The 19,135-nt window shown below is 73.0% G+C and carries 12 protein-coding genes and 1 pseudogene; 8 read left to right on the top strand and 5 right to left on the bottom strand.

Features of this window, described 5'->3' with window-relative positions:
• Positions 1–19: 19 nt before the first annotated feature.
• The 3 genes and pseudogenes from JAO84_RS12445 to JAO84_RS12435 form a co-directional block, all read right to left on the bottom strand.
• The gene (locus tag JAO84_RS12445) at positions 20–892 is read right to left on the bottom strand and encodes an acyl-CoA thioesterase (protein ID WP_370412930.1); all 873 of its coding nucleotides are present in this window, start codon (positions 890–892) and stop codon (positions 20–22) included.
• Positions 893–2,050 carry an acyl-CoA dehydrogenase family protein gene (locus JAO84_RS12440; protein WP_365756740.1) on the bottom strand — a complete coding sequence of 386 codons (1,158 nt, stop codon included), beginning with the start codon at positions 2,048–2,050 and terminating at the stop codon, positions 893–895. It lies immediately after the preceding gene.
• A 151-nt stretch (positions 2,051–2,201) separates the two neighbouring features.
• Positions 2,202–3,784, bottom strand: a pseudogene (locus tag JAO84_RS12435) (PucR family transcriptional regulator).
• A gap of 128 nt (positions 3,785–3,912) precedes the next feature.
• Between JAO84_RS12435 and speB the strand changes: the two are divergent.
• The 7 genes from speB (at position 3,913) to JAO84_RS12400 (ending at position 13,506) form a co-directional block, all read left to right on the top strand.
• Positions 3,913–4,881, top strand: coding sequence for an agmatinase (speB, locus tag JAO84_RS12430; protein ID WP_265862621.1), 969 nt, complete (start codon positions 3,913–3,915; stop codon positions 4,879–4,881).
• A 120-nt stretch (positions 4,882–5,001) separates the two neighbouring features.
• Positions 5,002–6,684, top strand: a complete 1,683-nt coding sequence (locus JAO84_RS12425) for a thiamine pyrophosphate-binding protein (protein ID WP_370412929.1) — start codon at positions 5,002–5,004, stop codon at positions 6,682–6,684.
• An 89-nt stretch (positions 6,685–6,773) separates the two neighbouring features.
• Positions 6,774–7,067 carry a lysine transporter LysE gene (locus JAO84_RS12420; protein WP_370412928.1) on the top strand — a complete coding sequence of 98 codons (294 nt, stop codon included), beginning with the start codon at positions 6,774–6,776 and terminating at the stop codon, positions 7,065–7,067.
• Between the two features lie 142 nt (positions 7,068–7,209).
• The gene (locus tag JAO84_RS12415; RefSeq protein ID WP_370412927.1) at positions 7,210–11,019 is read left to right on the top strand and encodes an ABC transporter ATP-binding protein; all 3,810 of its coding nucleotides are present in this window, start codon (positions 7,210–7,212) and stop codon (positions 11,017–11,019) included.
• A 50-nt stretch (positions 11,020–11,069) separates the two neighbouring features.
• On the top strand, positions 11,070–11,429 hold the full coding sequence (locus JAO84_RS12410) for a hypothetical protein (protein ID WP_370412926.1): 360 nt from the start codon (positions 11,070–11,072) through the stop codon (positions 11,427–11,429).
• A 126-nt stretch (positions 11,430–11,555) separates the two neighbouring features.
• Entirely contained in the window at positions 11,556–11,960 is a 405-nt protein-coding gene (locus JAO84_RS12405; RefSeq protein WP_370412925.1) for a hypothetical protein, read from the top strand.
• A 100-nt stretch (positions 11,961–12,060) separates the two neighbouring features.
• The gene (locus JAO84_RS12400) at positions 12,061–13,506 is read left to right on the top strand and encodes an aminopeptidase (RefSeq protein WP_370412924.1); all 1,446 of its coding nucleotides are present in this window, start codon (positions 12,061–12,063) and stop codon (positions 13,504–13,506) included.
• Positions 13,507–13,597: 91 nt separating this feature from the next.
• Here the strand turns inward: JAO84_RS12400 and JAO84_RS12395 are convergent, their stop codons facing one another.
• Positions 13,598–14,050 carry a peptidoglycan-binding protein gene (locus JAO84_RS12395; protein WP_370412923.1) on the bottom strand — a complete coding sequence of 151 codons (453 nt, stop codon included), beginning with the start codon at positions 14,048–14,050 and terminating at the stop codon, positions 13,598–13,600.
• Between the two features lie 57 nt (positions 14,051–14,107).
• Entirely contained in the window at positions 14,108–14,527 is a 420-nt protein-coding gene (locus JAO84_RS12390) for a peptidoglycan-binding protein (protein WP_370412922.1), read from the bottom strand.
• A 489-nt stretch (positions 14,528–15,016) separates the two neighbouring features.
• Here JAO84_RS12390 and JAO84_RS12385 point away from each other — a divergent pair, with 489 nt between their 5' ends.
• Positions 15,017–19,111, top strand: a complete 4,095-nt coding sequence (locus JAO84_RS12385; protein ID WP_370412921.1) for a NocE — start codon at positions 15,017–15,019, stop codon at positions 19,109–19,111.
• Positions 19,112–19,135 lie beyond the last annotated feature (24 nt).

Here is a 19,135-nt window from a genome sequence, read left to right as displayed (position 1 = left end):
CGGACAGTATGTCCGGGCGTCAGCGCGGGACGCGAACGACACCCTCCTGGATGACGGAGATCGCGAGCCGCCCGTCCTGCGTGTAGATCCGGGCCTGGCCCAGACCGCGCCCGCCGGACGCGGTCGGCGACTCCTGGTCGTACAGCAGCCACTCGTCCGCCCGGAAGGGGCGGTGGAACCACATCGCGTGGTCGAGCGAGGCCCCCACGACGTCGCCGACCGCCCAGCCGCCGCGCCCGTGCGCGAGCAGGATGGAGTCGAGCAGCGTCATGTCGGAGACGTACGTCGCGAGCACGACGTGCAGCAGCGGGTCGTCGGCCAGTTTGCCGTTGGTGCGGAACCAGACCTGGGAGCGCGGCTCGCGCGGCTGCCCGACCGTCCCCCACGGGGGCGTCTCGGCATAGCGCAGGTCCACCGCCGCCCGCGCCTCGATCAGCCGGTCCGCGACCTCGCGGGGGAGGTGGCGGGGCAGCATCTCGGCCGGCGTGGGCAGCGACTCCGGGTCCGGGGCGGGCGGCATATCCGCCTGGTGGTCGAGCCCCTCCTCGTACGTCTGGAAGGACGCCGAGAGGTGGAAGATCGGCTGGCCGTGCTGGACGGCGACGACCCGGCGGGTGGTGAAGGAACGTCCGTCGCGGATGCGGTCCACGTTGTAGACGATCGGCGCGCCCGGGTCGCCGGGGCGCAGGAAGTACGCGTGGAGCGAGTGGGCGAGCCGGTCGGCCGGGACCGTCCGGCCCGCCGCCACCAGCGCCTGGGCGGCCACCTGGCCGCCGAAGACGCGGGGGACGAGCGCGGACCGGGACTCGCCGCGGAAGATGTCCCGCTCGATCCGCTCCAGGTCGAGCAGATCGAGCAGGGCATCCAGTGCCGTGGGTGTTGCCTCCGGCACTTACAGGCCCATCGACTTGGCGATGATCGACTTCATGATCTCGCTGGTGCCGCCGTAGATGCGGTTGACGCGGTTGTCCGCGTACAGGCGGGCGATCGGGTACTCGTTCATGTAGCCGTAGCCGCCGTGCAGCTGGAGGCAGCGGTCGATCACGCGGTGCGCGACCTCGGTGCAGAAGAGCTTGGCGGAGGCGGCCTCGGCCGGGGTCAGCTCGCCCGCGTCCAGGGCCTCCAGGGCGCGGTCGGCGACGGCCTCGGCCGCGTCCACCTCGGCCTGGCAGGCGGCCAGCTCGAACTTGGTGTTCTGGAAGTGCGCGACCGGCTTGCCGAAGACCGTGCGGTCGGTGACGTACTGCTGGGCGAACCGCACGGCGGCCTTGGCCTGCGCGTACGCGCCGAAGGCGATGCCCCAGCGCTCGGAGGCGAGGTTGTGGCCGAGGTAGTAGAAGCCCTTGCCCTCCTCGCCGAGCAGGTCCTCGACCGGCACCTTGACGTCGACGAACGCGAGCTCGGCGGTGTCGGAGGTGCGCAGGCCGAGCTTGTCCAGCTTGCGGCCGATGGAGTAGCCCTCGGACTTGGTGTCCACGGCGAAGAGGGAGATGCCGAAGCGGCGGTCCTCGGCCGACGGGGCGGAGGTGCGGGCGCAGACGATCACGCGGTCGGCGTGGACGCCGCCGGTGATGAAGGTCTTGGCGCCGTTGAGGACGTAGTGCGTGCCGTCCTCGGAGAGCTTGGCGGTGGTCTTCATGCCCGCGACGTCGGAGCCGGTGCCCGGCTCGGTCATCGCGAGGGCCCACATCTCCTCGCCGGAGACGAACTTCGGCAGGTAGCGCTTCTTCTGCTCGTCGGAGGCGAGCATCTTGATGTACGGGAGCGCCAGCAGGACGTGCACGCCGGAGCCGCCGAACTGCACGCCGGCGCGGGCGGTCTCCTCGTAGAGGACGGCCTCGAACTTGTGGGTGTCCAGACCGGCGCCGCCGAACTCCTCCGGCACGTTGATGCCGAAGATGCCCAGCTCGCCGAGCTTGTGGTAGAAGTCGCGCGGCGCCTGGCCGGCGGCGAACCACTCGTCGTAGACGGGGACGACCTCGGCCTCGATGAAGGCCCGGATGGTCTCCCGGAACGCCTCGTGGTCCTCGTTGAATACGGTACGGCGCACGAGCCGCCTCCTTCGGGTCCTGTCCTGGTCCGGCGCAACGCTTGTCTAAGCGCTTGCTCAGTCCAAGTTACCCGTGGGTTGTTGAAAGTGTCCAGAGTTCTGGACTGTGATCCAGCACCGGCCCGCGGGGAGCCCGCGGGGAGAGCGAGGTCTATTCGGCCCGGGCGCTGCCGAGGGCGAACCACAGCTCCATCCGTACGTCCGGGTCGTCCAGGTCGCGGTCGAGGAGGGTCGCGATCCGGGCGATCCGCTGGCGGACGGTGTTGCGGTGGATGTCCATGGCCACCGCCGTGCGGTCCCAACTGCCGTGCAGGGAGAGCCAGGTGCGCAGGGTCTCGGTCTGCGGCTCGCTGAGCGGGGCGAGCAGCACGCGCGCGTGGGTGGCGGCCTCGGCCGGGTCCACGAGGCCGGCCAGGCCGTTCGCGCGGTGCCGGACCAGAGGGGTGCGGGTGGCCTCGGCGCGGCGCAGGGCGCGGGCCGCCTGGGCGTCGGCGGCGGCGAGGGCGGTCGGTTCGGCGGGGGCGCTGACGCCGAGGCTCCAGCCGGGCTTGGCGGCGACGGAGGCGGCGGCCCCCGGCGGGAGCAGGAGCCGTACGACCCCGGGGCGGCCCTCCCCGGCGCCTGGACCCTCCGGGGCGCCCGGCGCCTCTCCGGACCGGGTCCTGCCGGGGTCCGCGCCGGATCCGTGGCCGGCCGTCCTGCCGAGCCCCATCCCGGCGCCCGCGGACCCGGCGCCCGCGCCCGGGTCCACCAGGTCCGTGCCCAGGGCCGCCGCGAGCGCCGCCGCCGCGAACGGGGTGCCGTCGCCGCCCCGGGCGTGCACCACCGTCCACGGGCCGGGGGAGAGGGCCGCCGCGGCCTCGGCCACCGGTGCGCCGAGCAGCAGCCGGGCCAGGGCCCCGTCCCGTACCGAGACATCGGCGGCCCGGTGCGGTGCGGTGAGCAGCGAGAGCAGGACGACGGCGACCCCGGCGATGGTGTGGTCGCCGGGCGCGCGCCCCTCGGTCGCGATCCCGAGGGCCATGCCGTCGCCGCCGCCGAGCGCGTACGCGGCGAGCCGCAGCCCGCCGCCGTCCCCGCTCGCGGAGGCCGGGCCGCCGGGCCGGGGCCCCCGACCACGCCCGCCAGGTCCGCGAGGGCCCGGGCCGCCTCCGGCGGGATCGCGCGGCCGGCCGCCGCCGACTCCGTACCGGCGGGGTCGAAGAGCACCGCGCGCCCGCCGAGCCGGGAGGCGAGCGCGCCGAGCACGGCCGGCACCGGCGCCGGGCGGGCCGCGGCGGTCGCCAGGGACTGCTGGGCCTCGCTCACCCGGCGCAGCTCGTGCAGCCGGGCCTCCGCCATCAGCCGCCACAGCGCCCGCGCCACCGCCGTGAACGGTGTCTCGGGCGGCACTTCGATCAGCGGCAGACCGAGCCGCTCGCAGGCCCCGACGAGCGCGGCCGGCACCGTGTCGTACACCGGCGTGACGCCGAACCCGAGCGCCGCCGCACCCGCCTCGACCACCCGCTCCACGAACCGCGCCGGGTCGGCGAGCTGTACGCCCGCCGTGAGCAGCAGCTCGCCGCCGAGCAGATACGGGTACGGGTCGGCCATCTCCGAGGCGTGCACCCAGTGCAGCGGTACGTCCCTCGGCCCGGCCAGCAGCCGGAGCCCGAGGTCCCGCCGGGCGAGCAGCGCGGCGAGCGGGACGGGGGAGGTGGGAGGCGCGGGCTCCGGCGCGGCGGACGTGGTCATGGATCCTTCGTACACCACACGGCCGTACTGTGGAGGAAACGCACACTTCTCCGTCGCTGTCCGGCCCCCTACTGTCGAGTCGCCGGACCGATCCATCTCCGGACCGATACATCCCAGGAGGACCGACCATGAGCAGCAGCGACCAGAACACCCCGCGCGGCCCGATCGACTCGTCCCGCATCCCGCGGTACGCCGGTCCCGCGACGTTCGCCCGGCTGCCGCGGCTCGACGAGGTCGGCACCGCCGACGTCGCCGTGGTCGGCATCCCCTTCGACAGCGGCGTCTCCTACCGCCCCGGCGCCCGCTTCGGCGGCAACGCGATCCGCGAGGCCTCCCGCCTGCTCCGCCCGTACAACCCGGCGCAGGACGCCTCCCCGTTCGCCCTCGCGCAGGTCGCCGACGCCGGTGACATCGCGGCCAACCCGTTCAACATCAACGAGGCCGTCGAGACCATCGAGGCCGCCGCCGACGACCTGCTCGCCACCGGCGCCCGCATGATGACCCTGGGCGGCGACCACACCGTGGCGCTGCCGCTGCTGCGCTCGGTGGCCAAGAAGCACGGCCCGGTCGCCCTGCTCCACTTCGACGCGCACCTCGACACCTGGGACACGTACTTCGGCGCCGAGTACACCCACGGCACCCCGTTCCGCCGCGCCGTCGAGGAGGGCATCCTCGACACCTCCGCCCTCTCGCACGTCGGCACCCGCGGCCCGCTCTACGGCAAGCAGGACCTCACCGACGACGAGAAGATGGGCTTCGGCATCGTCACCTCCGCGGACATCTACCGCCGCGGCGCCGACGAGGTCGCCGACCAGCTGCGCCAGCGCATCGGCGACCGCCCGCTCTACATCTCCATCGACATCGACTGCCTCGACCCGGCCCACGCCCCCGGCACCGGCACCCCCGAGGCGGGCGGCATGACCTCCCGCGAGCTCCTGGAGATCCTGCGCGGCCTGTCCTCCTGCAACCTGGTCTCGGCCGACGTGGTGGAGGTCGCCCCGGCCTACGACCACGCCGAGATCACCGCGGTAGCGGCCTCGCACACGGCGTACGAGCTGACGACGATCATGTCGCGGCAGATCGCGGCGAGCCGGTAATCGCGCGGAGCCGATAATTTCCGGGGGTGCCCGGCCCGCCGGCCTTCACGGTCGGCCGGGCCGGGCATCCTCGCGTACGCGCCCGACCACGCCCACGCCCACGCCCCAAGGAGCCGGCCCATGACCCACGACCACGACCTGGTCCTGCGCCCGACGCCCGCGCAGACCGCGGCGGCCCTCCACCCGCCCGCCGGGCGGACCGGCGGGGACCTGGTCGTCGAGAGCCTCAGCGGACTCGGCGCCACGACGGTCTTCGGGCTCCCGGGGCAGCACGCGCTCGGCATGTTCGACGCGCTGCGCCGCTCCGACCTGCGGTACGTCGGACTGCGGGTCGAGAACAACGCGGGCTTCGCGGCCGACGCGTACGGGCGGATCACCGGCGAGGCGGCCCCGCTGCTGCTGTCCACCGGCCCCGGGGCGCTGATGTCGCTCGCCGCGCTGCAGGAGGCGGCGGCCGCGTCCGCGCCCGTGCTCGCGATCGGGAGCCAGATCCCGGGCGCCGGGCTCGGCGGCGGCCGGCACGGCTACCTCCACGAGCTGCGCGACCAGCAGGCGTCCTTCCGGGACGTCGTGAAGTCCGTGCACACCGTGCGGACGCAGTCGCAGATCCCGTCCGCGATCGCCGCCGCCTGGCAGTCCGCGCTCACCGCCCCGCACGGGCCGGTGTGGGTGGAGATCCCGCAGGACGTGCTGCTCGCGGAGACGACGCTGCCGGTGGTCACGGCCATGGACGCGACGCCCGACGAGATCCCGCCGCGGCCCGAGCTGACGGCCGTCGCCGCGCACCTGCTGGCGCACGCCGAGCGCCCCGTGATCATCGCGGGCGGCGGGGTGGTCCGCTCGGACGCCTCCGGCAAGCTGCGGGCGCTCGCCGAGCGGATCGCGGCGCCGGTCGTGACGACCTTCGGCGGCAAGGGCGCCTTCCCGTGGCAGCACCCGCTCTCCCTGCAGTCCTGGCTGGAGGACCGGCACACCACGGACTTCCTGGAGGACGCGGACGTGCTCCTCGTGGTCGGCTCCGGCCTCGGCGAGCTGTCCTCGAACTACCACACCTTCGCCCCGCGCGGCCGGGTGATCCAGATCGAGGCCGACGCGGGCAAGCTGGAGTCCAACCACCCGGCGCTCGGCATCCACGCGGACGCCCGCCTCGCGCTGCAGGCGCTCCTGGAGACGGTGGCGGTACGGGAGGACCCGGCCGCCCCGGAGCGGGTCGCCGCCCTGCTCGCGAAGGTCCGGGACCGCCTCGCCGCCCAGGACCTGGACCTGGAGCAGCGGGTCGTGGCGGCGGTCCGCGAGGCGCTCCCGTCCCGGGCCCCGAGCTTCTGGGACATGACGATCCTGGCCTACTGGGCCTGGTCCGCCTTCGACGCGCGCCACCCGAACACGATGCACTCGGCCCAGGGCGCCGGCGGCCTCGGCTACGCCTTCCCCGCCGCGCTGGGCGCCGCCGTGGCCGACCCGACCCGCCCGGTCCTCGCGGTGTCGGGCGACGGCGGCGCGATGTACTCGATCGCGGAGCTGGCCACGGCGAAGCAGTACGAGCTCGACGTCACCTGGCTGATCGTCGACGACGGCGGCTACGGCATCCTGCGCGAGTACATGACGGACGCCTTCGGCGCGGCCACCGCCACCGAACTCACCCGCCCAGACTTCGTCGCCCTCGCCGAATCCTTCGCCGTCCCGGCCACCCTCACCACCCCGGACTCCCTCGCCTCGGACCTCGCCGCGGCCCTGAAGACCCCGGGCCCGTCGGTGGTGGTCCTCCCGGCCCTGCTGCGGATGTTCGAGCCGACGCATCTGTAGGCGACTGGGCCCCCTCGCTCAACCCTCCGGGCCCCGTACGGGTCCTCCCTTCCCGGAGGCCCCTCACGGGGGCGGGAGGGGGCGGGGGCATGCGTTTCCTGAAGGAGTTCGTCGGTGAGTTCGTGGGCGAGCTGATCCTGCAGGTCCTGGCCTACGGGCTGCTCATCGGCCTGGCGTTCGTGTTCTTCTGGGGCTGGAGCATCAGCCCGCTGGTGACCGGAGGGGTCACAGCCCTGGCCGTCGCGTTCACCGGCTACGGCGCCTGGGAGACCTTCCGCGGCTCCGCCCGGCGACGCAAGGGGCGGCTGGCGGGTGCCGCTGTCATCGCCTTCGGGGGCGCGGCCTTCTTGGCTCTCTATGCGATCGACTTCGTCTGGTGGTGACCGCCCCGCCCGGCCCCGGAGCGGCCTAGGACCAGGGACCCGGCCGGGTCGGTCCTTGGGCCCGGGATTGTTGCGGCGGGATGAAATCGCACGTCGGCCGCGTTGGCCCTTCCGGTAGAGCAGGACGGACGGGAGGCGCCACGTGGCGGCGGTGGGGCAGAAGCAGACGGGGGAGCGGGGCCCGGGATGGGCCCGCAGGCTCTGGGGGTATGCCTGGCGGTACAAGGCGGACGTGGTGCTCGCGCTGGGCTCCTCGCTCGCCGGCATGGCCGTGCTCGCGCTCGTGCCCCTCATCACCAAGGTCGTCATCGACGACGTGATCGGCGCGAAGGGCGACGGCTCGGGCTCACTCGCCCTGTGGACCGGTCTCCTCCTCGGCGCGGCCGTCGTCGTCTACGTCCTCACCTACATCCGCCGCTATTACGGCGGCCGGCTCGCCCTCGACGTCCAGCACGACCTGCGCACCGAGATGTACGGGACGATCACCCGGCTCGACGGGCGGCGCCAGGACGAGCTGTCCACCGGGCAGGTCGTCGGCCGCGCCACCAGCGACCTGCAGCTGATCCAGGGCCTGCTCTTCATGCTCCCGATGACCATCGGGAACGTGCTGCTCTTCCTCATCTCGCTCGGCGTGATGGCCGCCCTCTCCCTGCCGCTTACCGCCGTCGCCCTCGCCGTCGCCCCCGCCCTGTGGTGGATCGCCCGCCGCAGCCGCACCCGGCTGCACCCCGCCACCTGGTACGCGCAGCAGCAGGCCGCCGCCGTCGCCGGCGTGGTCGACGGCGCCGTGACCGGCGTCCGCGTGGTGAAGGGCTTCGGGCAGGAGGAGCAGGAGACCGGCAAGATCCGCGAGGCCGGCCGGAAGCTGTTCGCGGGCCGGCTCCGCACCATCCGGCTCAACGCGAAGTACACCCCCGCCCTGCAGGCCGTCCCGGCGCTCGGCCAGGTCGCCGTGCTCGCCCTCGGCGGCTGGCTGGCCTACAAGGAGCAGATCACCCTCGGCACCTTCGTCGCCTTCTCCGCCTACCTCGCCTCCCTCGTCGGCCCGGTCCGCATGCTCGCCATGGTCCTCACCGTCGGCCAGCAGGCCCGGGCCGGCGTCGAGCGGGTCCTGGAGCTCATCGACACCGAGCCGACGATGAAGGACGGCACCAAGGAGCTTCCCGCGGACGCGCCCGCCACGGTCGAGTTCGACGACGTGTCGTTCGCGTACGAGAGCGCCGACGGAAAGGCCAACCCGGTCCTGGAGGGCTTCTCCCTGGAGATCCGGCCCGGCGAGACCGTCGCCGTCGTCGGCGCCTCCGGCTCCGGCAAGTCCACCGTGTCGCTGCTCCTGCCCCGCTTCTACGACGTGACGCACGGCGCCGTCCTCGTCGGCGGCCACGACGTGCGCGAGCTGACCCTCGACTCGCTGCGCGCCGCCGTCGGCCTGGTCCCCGAGGACAGCTTCCTGTTCTCCGACACGGTCCGCGCCAACATCGCGTACGGCGTCCCCGACGCCACCCAGGAGCAGATCGAGGCCGCCGCCCGCGCCGCCCAGGCCGACCGGTTCATCGCCGAGCTGCCCGGGGGGTACGACACCAAGGTCGGCGAGCACGGCCTGACCCTGTCCGGCGGCCAGCGGCAGCGCATCGCGCTCGCCCGCGCCATCCTCACCGACCCGCGGCTCCTGGTCCTCGACGACGCCACCTCGGCCGTCGACGCCAAGGTCGAGCACGAGATCCACGAGGCCCTGAGGTCGGTCATGGCCGGCCGCACCACCCTGCTCATCGCGCACCGCCGCTCCACCCTCGGCCTCGCCGACCGGATCGCCGTCCTCGACGGCGGCCGGCTCGCCGCCATCGGCACCCACGAGGAGCTCCAGGAGCACTCCGCGCTCTACCGCCGGCTGCTCACCGACCCCGACGAGCTGGGCGCCGTCTCGCCGGGCCACGTGCTGCCGGCCGAGCCGCCCGAGGACCGCACCCTGCGGGCCGAGCTGGACGCCGAGTTCGACGCCGAGCGCGGCATCACCCCCACCCTGTGGGTACGGGACGAGCGCGCCGAGGAGCGCGAGGCCAAGTCCCCCGTAGCCTTCGGCACGGGAGGTGCCCCCACGGGATCCACCCCGGAGCTGCTCGCCGCCGTCGACGCGCTGCCGCCCGCCACCGACGCCCCGGAGGTCGACGAGGGCCGCGCGGTCGCCCCCGAGACCTCGTACGGGCTGCGCCGACTGCTGCACGGCTTCGGCGTTCCGCTGCTCGTCAGCCTCGGCCTGGTCGCCGTCGACGCGGGCGCCGGGCTGCTGCTCCCGGTCCTGATCCGGCACGGCATCGACGAGGGCGTCAACCGGCTCGCCATCGGCGCCGTCTGGGCCGCGTCCGCGCTCGCCCTGCTCACCGTCTTCGTCCAGTGGATCGCGCAGACCGCCGAGACCCGGATGACCGGCCGCACCGGCGAGCGGATCCTCTACGCGCTCCGTCTGAAGATCTTCGCCCAGCTCCAGCGCCTCGGCCTGGACTACTACGAGCGCGAGCTCACCGGCCGGATCATGACCCGGATGACCACGGACGTCGACGCCCTGTCGACCTTCCTGCAGACCGGCCTGGTCACCGCCTTCGTCTCCGTCGTCACCTTCTTCGGCATCATGGGCGCCCTGCTCGTGCTCGACCTCCAGCTCGCCCTGGTGGTCTTCACGACCCTCCCGGTCCTCGCCGTCGCCACCTTCTTCTTCCGCCGCGCCAGCGTGAAGGCCTATGAGCTGGCCCGCGAGCGGATCAGCGTGGTCAACGCCGACCTCCAGGAGTCCGTCGCAGGACTGCGGATCGTGCAGGCGTTCCGGCGCGAGCAGTACGGCGCCGAGCGGTTCACCGCCCGCAGCCGGGAGTACCGCGCGGCCCGCATCCACGGCCAGTGGCTGATCTCGGTCTACTTCCCGTTCGTCACCCTGCTTTCCTCAGTGGCCGCCGCGGCCGTCCTGATCGTCGGCGCCCACCGCATCGAGGACCAGACCCTCACCACCGGCGCCCTGGTCGCCTATCTCCTCTACATCGACCTGTTCTTCGCCCCCGTCCAGCAGCTCTCCCAGGTCTTCGACGGCTACCAGCAGGCCGCCGTCTCGCTCAAGCGGATGCAGGAGCTCCTCCAGGAGCCCACCTCCACCGCCGCCGCGGACGCCCCGCTCGACGTGCTCTCGCTGCGCGGCGAGATCGCCTTCGAGGACGTCTCCTTCGGCTACGGCTCCGCGGACGACGGCGAGGAGGCCCTGACCGGCATCGACCTGCGCATCCCCGCCGGGCAGACCGTCGCCTTCGTCGGCGAGACCGGCGCCGGCAAGTCCACCCTGGTCAAGCTGGTCGCCCGGTTCTACGACCCGACGGCCGGCCGGGTCACCGCCGACGGCACCGACCTGCGCGCGCTCGACCTCACCGCGTACCGGCACCGGCTCGGTGTCGTCCCGCAGGAGGCGTACCTCTTCGAGGGCACCGTGCGCGACGCCATCGCCTACGGACGCCCGGACGCCGGCGACGCCGAGGTGGAGGCCGCGGCCCGCGCGGTCGGGGCCCACGACATGATCGCCACCCTCGACGGCGGCTACCTCCACGCGGTCGCCGAGCGCGGCCGGAATCTGTCGGCGGGCCAGCGCCAGCTGATCGCCCTGGCCCGCGCCGAACTCGTCGACCCCGACGTGCTGCTCCTCGACGAGGCCACCGCCGCGCTCGACCTGGCCACCGAGGCCCAGGTCAACGCGGCCACCGACCGCCTCGCCGGCCGCCGCACCACCCTGGTCGTCGCCCACCGCCTCACCACCGCGGCCCGCGCCGACCGGGTCGTCGTCATGGACCACGGCCGGGTCGCCGAGGACGGCACCCACGACGAACTCCTCGCCCTGGACGGGCGGTACGCGGCCCTGTGGCGCACCTTCATCGGCGAGGACGCGGAGCAGGAACCCGCTCCCGCCGAGGCGATCTGAGTACGGGAGCGCATACCGGGCCCCGGGCGGGCGGGGGTTGAATCGGTCGTATGAGCGACGACCTCCTCCCGCCCCTCCCGGGCCCCCGGCCCGCCCCCACGGCGGCGCGCCGGCTGCGCACCCGCGCCCTGTGGGCCGGGCTCCTCCTGGTGCCCGCGACGATCCTTGTGGTGGTGCTCGCGCTGGCCTCGGAGAGCGGCACGGGCTGCGTGATGTACGGCACCTGCGGGGAGATCCCCGGCTGGGCGTACCTGGCCACCCTCGCCGTGGCGGTGGCCGCCTGGATCCGGGCCCTGAGCACCCCGGACACCCCGCACACCCCCGCCACCGGCCGCACGGCCGCGCTCTGGATCCTGCTCGGCGCCGAGCTGACCTTCCTCTCCCTCGTCGCCGGCCACTTCTCGGGTTAGGGCGCGGCTTCGGCGTACGGCCGGAGCCGGGCCCGATCGAATCGGGCCCGCAACCGAATCGGGCCCGGTCGCGTCGTAAACCTGTACGAGTTCGGGCGGGGGAACCAAAGGGGAGGGGCGGGGGACATGAGCGCGGGGGCGCTGCGAAGGACGGGGCGGGGCCTCTCGGCGTATCTGCTCGCCCTGGTCACGGCCGTAGGGCTGCTCGTGCTCGCCGGGCCGCCGGCCGGGAGCGCCGAGGCGGCGTCCGTCTGTGCCGGGCGGCCCACCCGCGTCATCGGGTTCGCCACCGGCGAGCTGCGCCTCTACCGCACCCGGCAGTACGCGTGCGCGGTCGCCGTCGCCAAGCGGCCCGGGCCGCTGCGGCCGATGTCCCTGTCCGTGCAGCCGCGCGGCGGACGGGCGGCCGTGGACGCCGGACGGTTCGGCCGGCAGGCCGGGCCGGTCACGGTGTACGCGCTGAACCGCTGCGTCCGGGTGTCCGCCACCATCGACGGCCGCTCCACCGCCACTGGCTGGATCCTGTGCTGAAGCACAGGAAACGCCCCGGCGTAAGGTCCAACTGGGTCTGGCGGTCCGCACGTTGCCCCCGCTAGGTTCGCGACACCGTTGTGAACCAAGGGGAGGGTGCATGCGCAAGTCGCTCAGATGGCTGCTGTCGCTCTCGGTGCTCATAGGCACCGCGGGCTCCACCGGCGTGGCCACCGCCGCGGAACCGGACACGGACAGCAGAGCCGTCGCAGAGGCGCAGAGCGCGGACATCAAGGACCGCATCCTGGCGATACCCGGGATGAGCCTGATCGAGGAGAAGCCGTACGCCGGCTACCGCTTCTTCGTCCTGAACTACGAGCAGCCGATCGACCACCGGCGCCCGTGGGCCGGCACGTTCCAGCAGCGGATCTCGGTCCTGCACAAGGACACGGACCGCCCGACCGTCTTCCGCACCAGCGGCTACGGACTGAGCACCACGCCCAGCCGCACCGAGCCGACCCGGATCGTCGACGGCAACCAGGTCTCCATGGAGTACCGCTTCTTCACGCCGTCCCGGCCGCAGCCCGCCGACTGGTCGAAGCTCGACATCTGGCAGGCCGCCAGCGACCAGCACCGCATCTTCACCGCGCTGAAGAAGATCTACGGCAAGAACTGGCTGTCCACCGGCGCCTCCAAGGGCGGCATGACCGCCACCTACTACGAGCGCTTCTACCCGCGCGACATGGACGGCGTGGTGGCGTACGTGGCGCCCAACGACGTGGTGGAGAAGGAGGACTCGGCCTACGACCGCTTCTTCGAGACCGTCGGCACCAAGGACTGCCGCGACCGGCTGAACGCGATGCAGCGCGAGGCGCTGGTGCGCCGCGAGCCGCTGGAGAAGAAGCTCGCCGCCCAGGCGGCGGCCGACGGCTCCACCTTCAACACCCTCGGCACGCTCGACAAGGCCTACGAGGCCGTCGTCCTCGATTTTGTGTGGGGCTTCTGGCAGTACTACGGCCAGGACGTCTGCGACCAGATCCCGGACGCCGCCACCGCGAGCGACGACACCGTCTACGAGACGATCGACGCCTACTCCGGCTGGGCCGCGTACACCGACCAGAGCCTGGAGGGCTACACGCCGTACTACTACCAGGCGGCGACCGAGCTCGGCTCGCCCACCATCACCCAGCCCCACCTGGCCGGGCTGAGCCGCTACGGCTACCAGCCGGCCCGCAACTTCGTGCCGCGCGAGATCCCCATGAAGTTCAAGCCGTGGGTGATGCGGGACGTCGACACCTGGGTCCGCCACAACGCCAACCACATGCTGTTCGTCTACGGCGGCAACGACCCGTGGGGCTCCGAGCAGTTCCGCCTCGGCAAGGGCGCCCGCGACAGCTTCGTGTACGTCGCGCCGGGCGCCAACCACGGCGCCAACGTGGCCGGTCTGGTCGAGGCCGAACAGGCCAACGCCACCGCTCGGATCCTCGCCTGGGCCGGCGTCGACGCCCCCGCCGTCCGGGCCGCGCAGCCGCTGGCCCGCTTCGACGCCCGGATCGACAAGCTCGTCGACGAGGACGCCACCCGGGAGCACGGACTGCGCCCGTAAGTCCGTCCGCAGGTCCCGCGGTTCCTGGCCCCCGTACGCACGCGATCGCGCGCGTGCGGGGGCCCTTCACGTACCGGAGGTGCGTGCGGGATCAGTCCCGGATGGGGGCCGGGGCCTGGGACATCCGCAGGCAGCGGTAGATGCCCTGGTCCCAGATCTCCCACTTGTGCTTGATCCGGTCGCGGGTGTTCGGGCCGTAGACGCCGTCCGCGACGAGGCCCTCGGAGGCCTGGACCTTCTTCAGGGCGGCCTCGGTGGCCGGCCCGAACTGGCCGTCCTTGGCGAGGTTGATCTGGCCGTAGCAGAAGTGCATGGTCCACTGCAGGGCCTCGACCCCTCTGCCCGAGGCGCCGCGCCCCATCACACAGAAGTTGGAGCCGTTCTCGTAGTCGGTGGGCATCTCCACGGTGTAGCCGACGGCGTCCACGTAGGTGTTGGCGCCGGTGCAGGTCGGCATGGCCGCGGACGCGGTGGTCGTGCCGGCGGTCAGCAGGCCGGCGGCGAGGACGGCGGCCGTGCCGAGCGCGGTCAGGGTGCGCTTCATGGATCTCTCCGGGAAGGGTGGGTGGGCGGGGAGGAAGGACGGGGAGGAGCGGGAGGGTCAGACGATGCTGGGGATGTACTCGTTGCAGTAGCCGGCGTTGGTGACCTTGTCGTCGTAGCCGAAGCGCGGGTCGCCCTCCCACAGGAGCGCGTAGCCGGTCTCCGGGCCGACGATGCCGTCGATCTCGTTGGGGAAGAACGACTTCTGGAAGAAGCGGATCGCCTCGTCCGTCTGGGGGCCGAACGCCCCGTCCTCGGCGATCTGGCCGTGCCAGCCCAGGCGCCCGACCCAGTTGTTCGCGAACGCCCAGTTCAGCTGGTGCTGCACGCACCACACGGCGTGCGTGTTGTTCGTCTGGCCGTATCCGATGTACGGGGCGCCCACGCGGGCCTGAGCCGTACCGGAGAGGGCGACGACGGACAGGGCGGCCGCGGCGGCCACGGTGGCGACGGTCCGTGAGACGGTCTTCTTGAGCATGGCGAACCTGCTTTCCGTGAGGAGGGGGGCGGGGGTCGTGCCGGACGGGCAGGGCTCGACGCCGCCGGACAGCCCGAACACTAGGGCGGGTTCGGGCGCGTCCCGGTGTCCCGGCCGTCCCCGGGAAGTCCCGGAGAGCGGGTGGGGACTGCCCGCCTGGTTGAATCCCGTGGCCGGCGGGGCCGGCCGCGGCGCCCTCCCGTGAACCGGCCCGGGACGCCCGCCCGTCCCGGGAGGCCGCCGTCCCGTCCCCCGGGCCCGGGACGGTGTTCCCGTCCCGCGAGCCGGGCCCCGTACGGGACGTCCCGGGGAGGCTTCCGGCCCCGAACGGCCGTGTGCGGCCCCTACATTGCTGGCGTCGGACGGCCCCGCCCGTCCTCCTCACCCACCCCACCCCTTCCGCCGAGGCCGGCCCCTGCCCGCGATGCCCCAGGGCGTCTGAGGCTGCCGTGTGCTGCCTCGGCGGGGACGTCACGGAAGAGAAGACCCTTGCATCGACACAGACGACGGCCGTCGGCCGCCGCCGTGGTGCTCGCCACCACGGCGGCCCTGATGGCGCCGCTCACGCTGCCCGCCCAGGCGGCGCCGCCCGCGCCCCCCGCTGCCCCCGGGCAGAGCGCGCCCGCGCCGGAAGCCGACCGGCACCCCACCGCCGTACCGCCCGGTGACCGGGCCAAGGTGCTCGGCGGGGCCTCGGACCGGGCCTGGACCACGACCGGGGACGCCTCCGGGTTCCATGTGCTGGTCGCCGACGCGAAGGCGGGCTACGCCTGGAAGACGGCGGCCACCCTCGCGGAGCCGGGCTTCGACACCGACGCCTGGATCGGCAACGCGTGCGTCACCGCCTCCGGCGAGCGCGCGGTCGTGGCGTACGCGCCCCGTACCTTCACCAACAAGCCGGAGCTGATGACCCGCGGCGCGTTCACCGCCGTGGTCGAGCTGACCACCGGCAAGGTGACGAAGCTGCCGGTGCAGGCCTCCCTGTCGTACTTCTCGCCCGGCTGCGGCGCGGGCGAGACGGCGGTGCTCTCCCAGTTCACCGACGACGGGTCGAAGGCGAACGCGACCCGGCTGATCACCGTCGACGCGAAGGCCGGGCGCACGTCGATCCCGCTGAAGCTGACCGGCCAGATCACGTCCGCCATTCCGTACGACGGCGGCGAGATCGTCGCCGCCGACGGCCCGCAGCTGGTCCGGATCGGCAAGGAAGGCCGCCGGCGGACGATAGCCCGCGCCGACCGCGTCCCGTTCCAGCTCACCCGGGACGCCGCCGGCGGCATCACCTTCCTGGACGCCCCCGGCGGGCCGGCCGCGGGACCGAAGGCGGCCGGCCAGGTCAAGCACGTCGACGCCGCCGCGGTCCGGTCCGTTGGCAATGGCCGGGCCGTGCCCCGCCTGGTCGCCTCCGGCCGGCTCAGCGCCCTCGACGTGGCCGGATCGCCCTCCGGCGAGGTCTTCGTCACCGGTACGGCGGACAGCAAGGGCACCCTGCCCGCGCACCTCCACAACCCCGGCGGCCTCGACAAGGACGCGGTGCTGAGCGCCCGCGGCCAGTCGGCCGTCACCACCCGCTGGGCGCACGGCCGGGACGGCAGCCCGGTCCGGGCCGACGAGGCCGCCGCCGAGCGGACCGTCGTCAACCAGGTCACCGTGCTGGGCACCGGCAGGAGCGTCGAACTCGAAGCCACGCCCGGGGCCGAGGCCGTGGCCCCCGCCCGGCTCGTCGACGGGCAGGCGCCCTCGCCCGCCCTGCGCTCCCCGGCCGGACCCGCCGGCACTCCCCGTAAGTCCGCCCAGAACGCGCCCAGCGCGCAGACCGCGCGGACGACCCTGCTCGCGGGCGTCGCCGAATCCTCGTCGCACGACCCCGCCGAAGTGGAGCGCACCTGCTCCGTACCACGCGGTGACGTGCGCAAGCAGGCCTTCCAGCCCACGCCCCGCCAGGTCGAATGGGCCGTGGACCAGGCCGTGATCATGGGCCTGAACCAGCACATCAACCGGCCGGCCAATTGGAAGAGCACCGGCATCGCGGGCTACAACCCGCAGCTCCTGTTCCCGCTGCGGGTGCTGAGCGGCGACCCCAACGGCTACACCGACAAGGCCGACGAGTGGCACATCCCGGCGCAGATCCTGCTGGGCGTCATCGCCCAGGAATCCAACATGTGGCAGGCCAGCCGGTACGTCGTCCCGGGTGTCACGGGCAATCCGCTGATCGGCAACTACTACGGCATCGACTACGCGCCCAACGGCACCCAGGGTGATCCGTGGGCCGTCAACTGGTCGAAGGCCGACTGCGGTTACGGCCTCACCCAGATCACCGACGGGATGCGGCTGCCCGGCCACGACCAGCCCACCCTGTCGACCGTGCAGCAGGAGGCCGCGGCCCTGGACTACACGGCGAACATCGCCGCCGGCGCCGACAAGCTCGCCGAGAAGTGGAACCAGACCCGCGACGCCGGTCTGGTCATCAACAACGGCAAGCCGAAGTACATCGAGAACTGGATCTTCGCCCTGTGGGCGTACAACTCCGGTTTCTACCCGCAGGCCGACGCGGCGAAGAACAACGGCACGTGGGGCGTGGGCTGGACGAACAACCCGGCCAACCCGCTCTGGAAGGCCAACCGCACCCCGTTCCTCGAGTCGGCCAACGGCGGCGACGACTACTCGCACGCCTCCCACCCGCAGGACTGGCCGTACCAGGAGAAGGTGATGGGCTGGGCGGCCCGGCCGCTCTCGGCGATGTTCAAGCCGGGCGTGATGGGCGTCGGGTTCCGCCAGGCCTGGTGGAACACGGCGGCCGACCGCACCGCGGGCCTCAAGCCCTCGGAGGCGATGTTCTGCGACGCCACCAACGAGTGCAACCCCGACAAGATCGGCCCGGACGACAAGAACGAGCCGGGACTCGGCGCCTGCACCCGGACCGACCTGCACTGCTGGCACCACCACGCGGTCTCGTACAAGAACTGCGATCAGAGCCAGTGCGGCCAGGCGACCCACCGCTTCGACACCACCTACCCGGAGCAGCCGGACGAGGACTCCTCCTATCCGCCGCGGTGCAGCAGCGGCCTGCCGGCCGGTTCGCTGATCGTCGACGACCTGCCGAACGGCACCCGGCCGGCCGGATCGGACGCCCGCAACTGCCCCGGCACGGTCGCCTCGGCGGGGTCCTTCAGCTTCGACTTCACCCCGTGGCTCGGCACGTATCCCGGCAAGATCGACATGCACCAGATCGGCGGCGGCTACGGCGGCCACTTCTGGTTCTCCCACACCCGTGACAAGTTCACCACCGACAGCAGCCGGCTGCTCACCACCGGAACCTGGACGCTGGGCCAGAACATCGGCGGCAGCGGCTGGGCCCGGGTGATGGTGCACATGCCGGACCACGGCGCGCACACCCGGCAGGCCACGTACACGGTGTACGGGACGGATTCGACCAGCCCCGTACGGGTGGTGCCGCAGCGCACCCGGGAGAACCGCTGGATGGACCTCGGCGTGTTCCACTTCACCGGCACGCCGAAGGTCTCGCTGAGCACGCACGCCGTGGGCGGCGACGGCACCGAGGACGTGGCCTGGGACGCCGCAGCGTTCCAGCCGCTGCCCGGCAAGCCGCGCGACTTCGTGGTCGCGCTCGGCGACTCGTACTCCTCCGGCGAGGGCGCGTCCGTCTCCGGCGGAGCCGACTACTACAAGGAGACCAACTACCGGGACACGACGAACGGCGCCACCCGCGACGCCTGCCACCGCTCCACCAAGGCCTGGTCCCGGCAGGCCACGCTGCCCGGCCGCGGCAGCTCGGTCGGCGCGCTCGCCGACGCCCGTGACCCGTCGCTGGACTACCACCTGATCGCCTGCTCCGGCGCCCGTACGTACAACGTGCTCGGCCAGCTGGACGGCGGCGGCAAGACGGAGTACGGCGAACTCGCCCAGCTGGACCAGGGCTACCTCGACCAGAACACCAACCTGGTGACGATCTCCATCGGCGGCAACGACACCCTGTTCACGCCCATCTTCCAGCAGTGCATCCTCATCTCCCTGATGTGCCAGAACGCCGAGATCGCCGTCGTCGACGCCGACGGGAACAAGACGGACAAGAGCTCGGGGCCGCTCATCACCTATGTCCCCGACCGCATCCACAACCTGGTGCGCCCGCAGATCGTGAAGACCCTGAAGGCCATCCAGGCGCGGGCCCCGCAGGCCCGGATCGTGCTGATGGGCTATCCGCCGCTCCTGGAGAACAACGGGCAGTGCGTGCCCAACATCAGCATGGGCGAGGGTCCCTGGCTGAACTCCGTCGGCGATCTCCTGCTCCAGGAGATGGACGGGGCGGCCGCGGACGCCCGGGCGCAGGGGGTCAAGGTGTGGTTCTCCAACCCCAAGGAGGCCTTCAAGGGCCAGGCCATCTGCGGATCGCCCGAGACGGTGCACGGCCTCGTCGGGGACCTGGTGGAGAGCGACGTGCCGAACCTCGACATCGATGTGATCAAGGTCGGTGCCTCGGCCCAGTCGTTCCACCCGAAGATCGCCGGCGCGCGGCACTACGCCGACGCGCTGGAGCAGACCCTGGGCGGCATGCCCGCGCAGTGACCTGCTGACGCGATCCGCTGACGC

The sequence above is a fragment of the Streptomyces fradiae genome (assembly GCF_041270065.1).
Classification (GTDB): Bacteria; Actinomycetota; Actinomycetes; order Streptomycetales; family Streptomycetaceae; genus Streptomyces.
The sequence above is the reverse complement of the archived record's forward strand: the minus strand, read 5'-3'. Positions and strand labels throughout refer to the sequence as shown.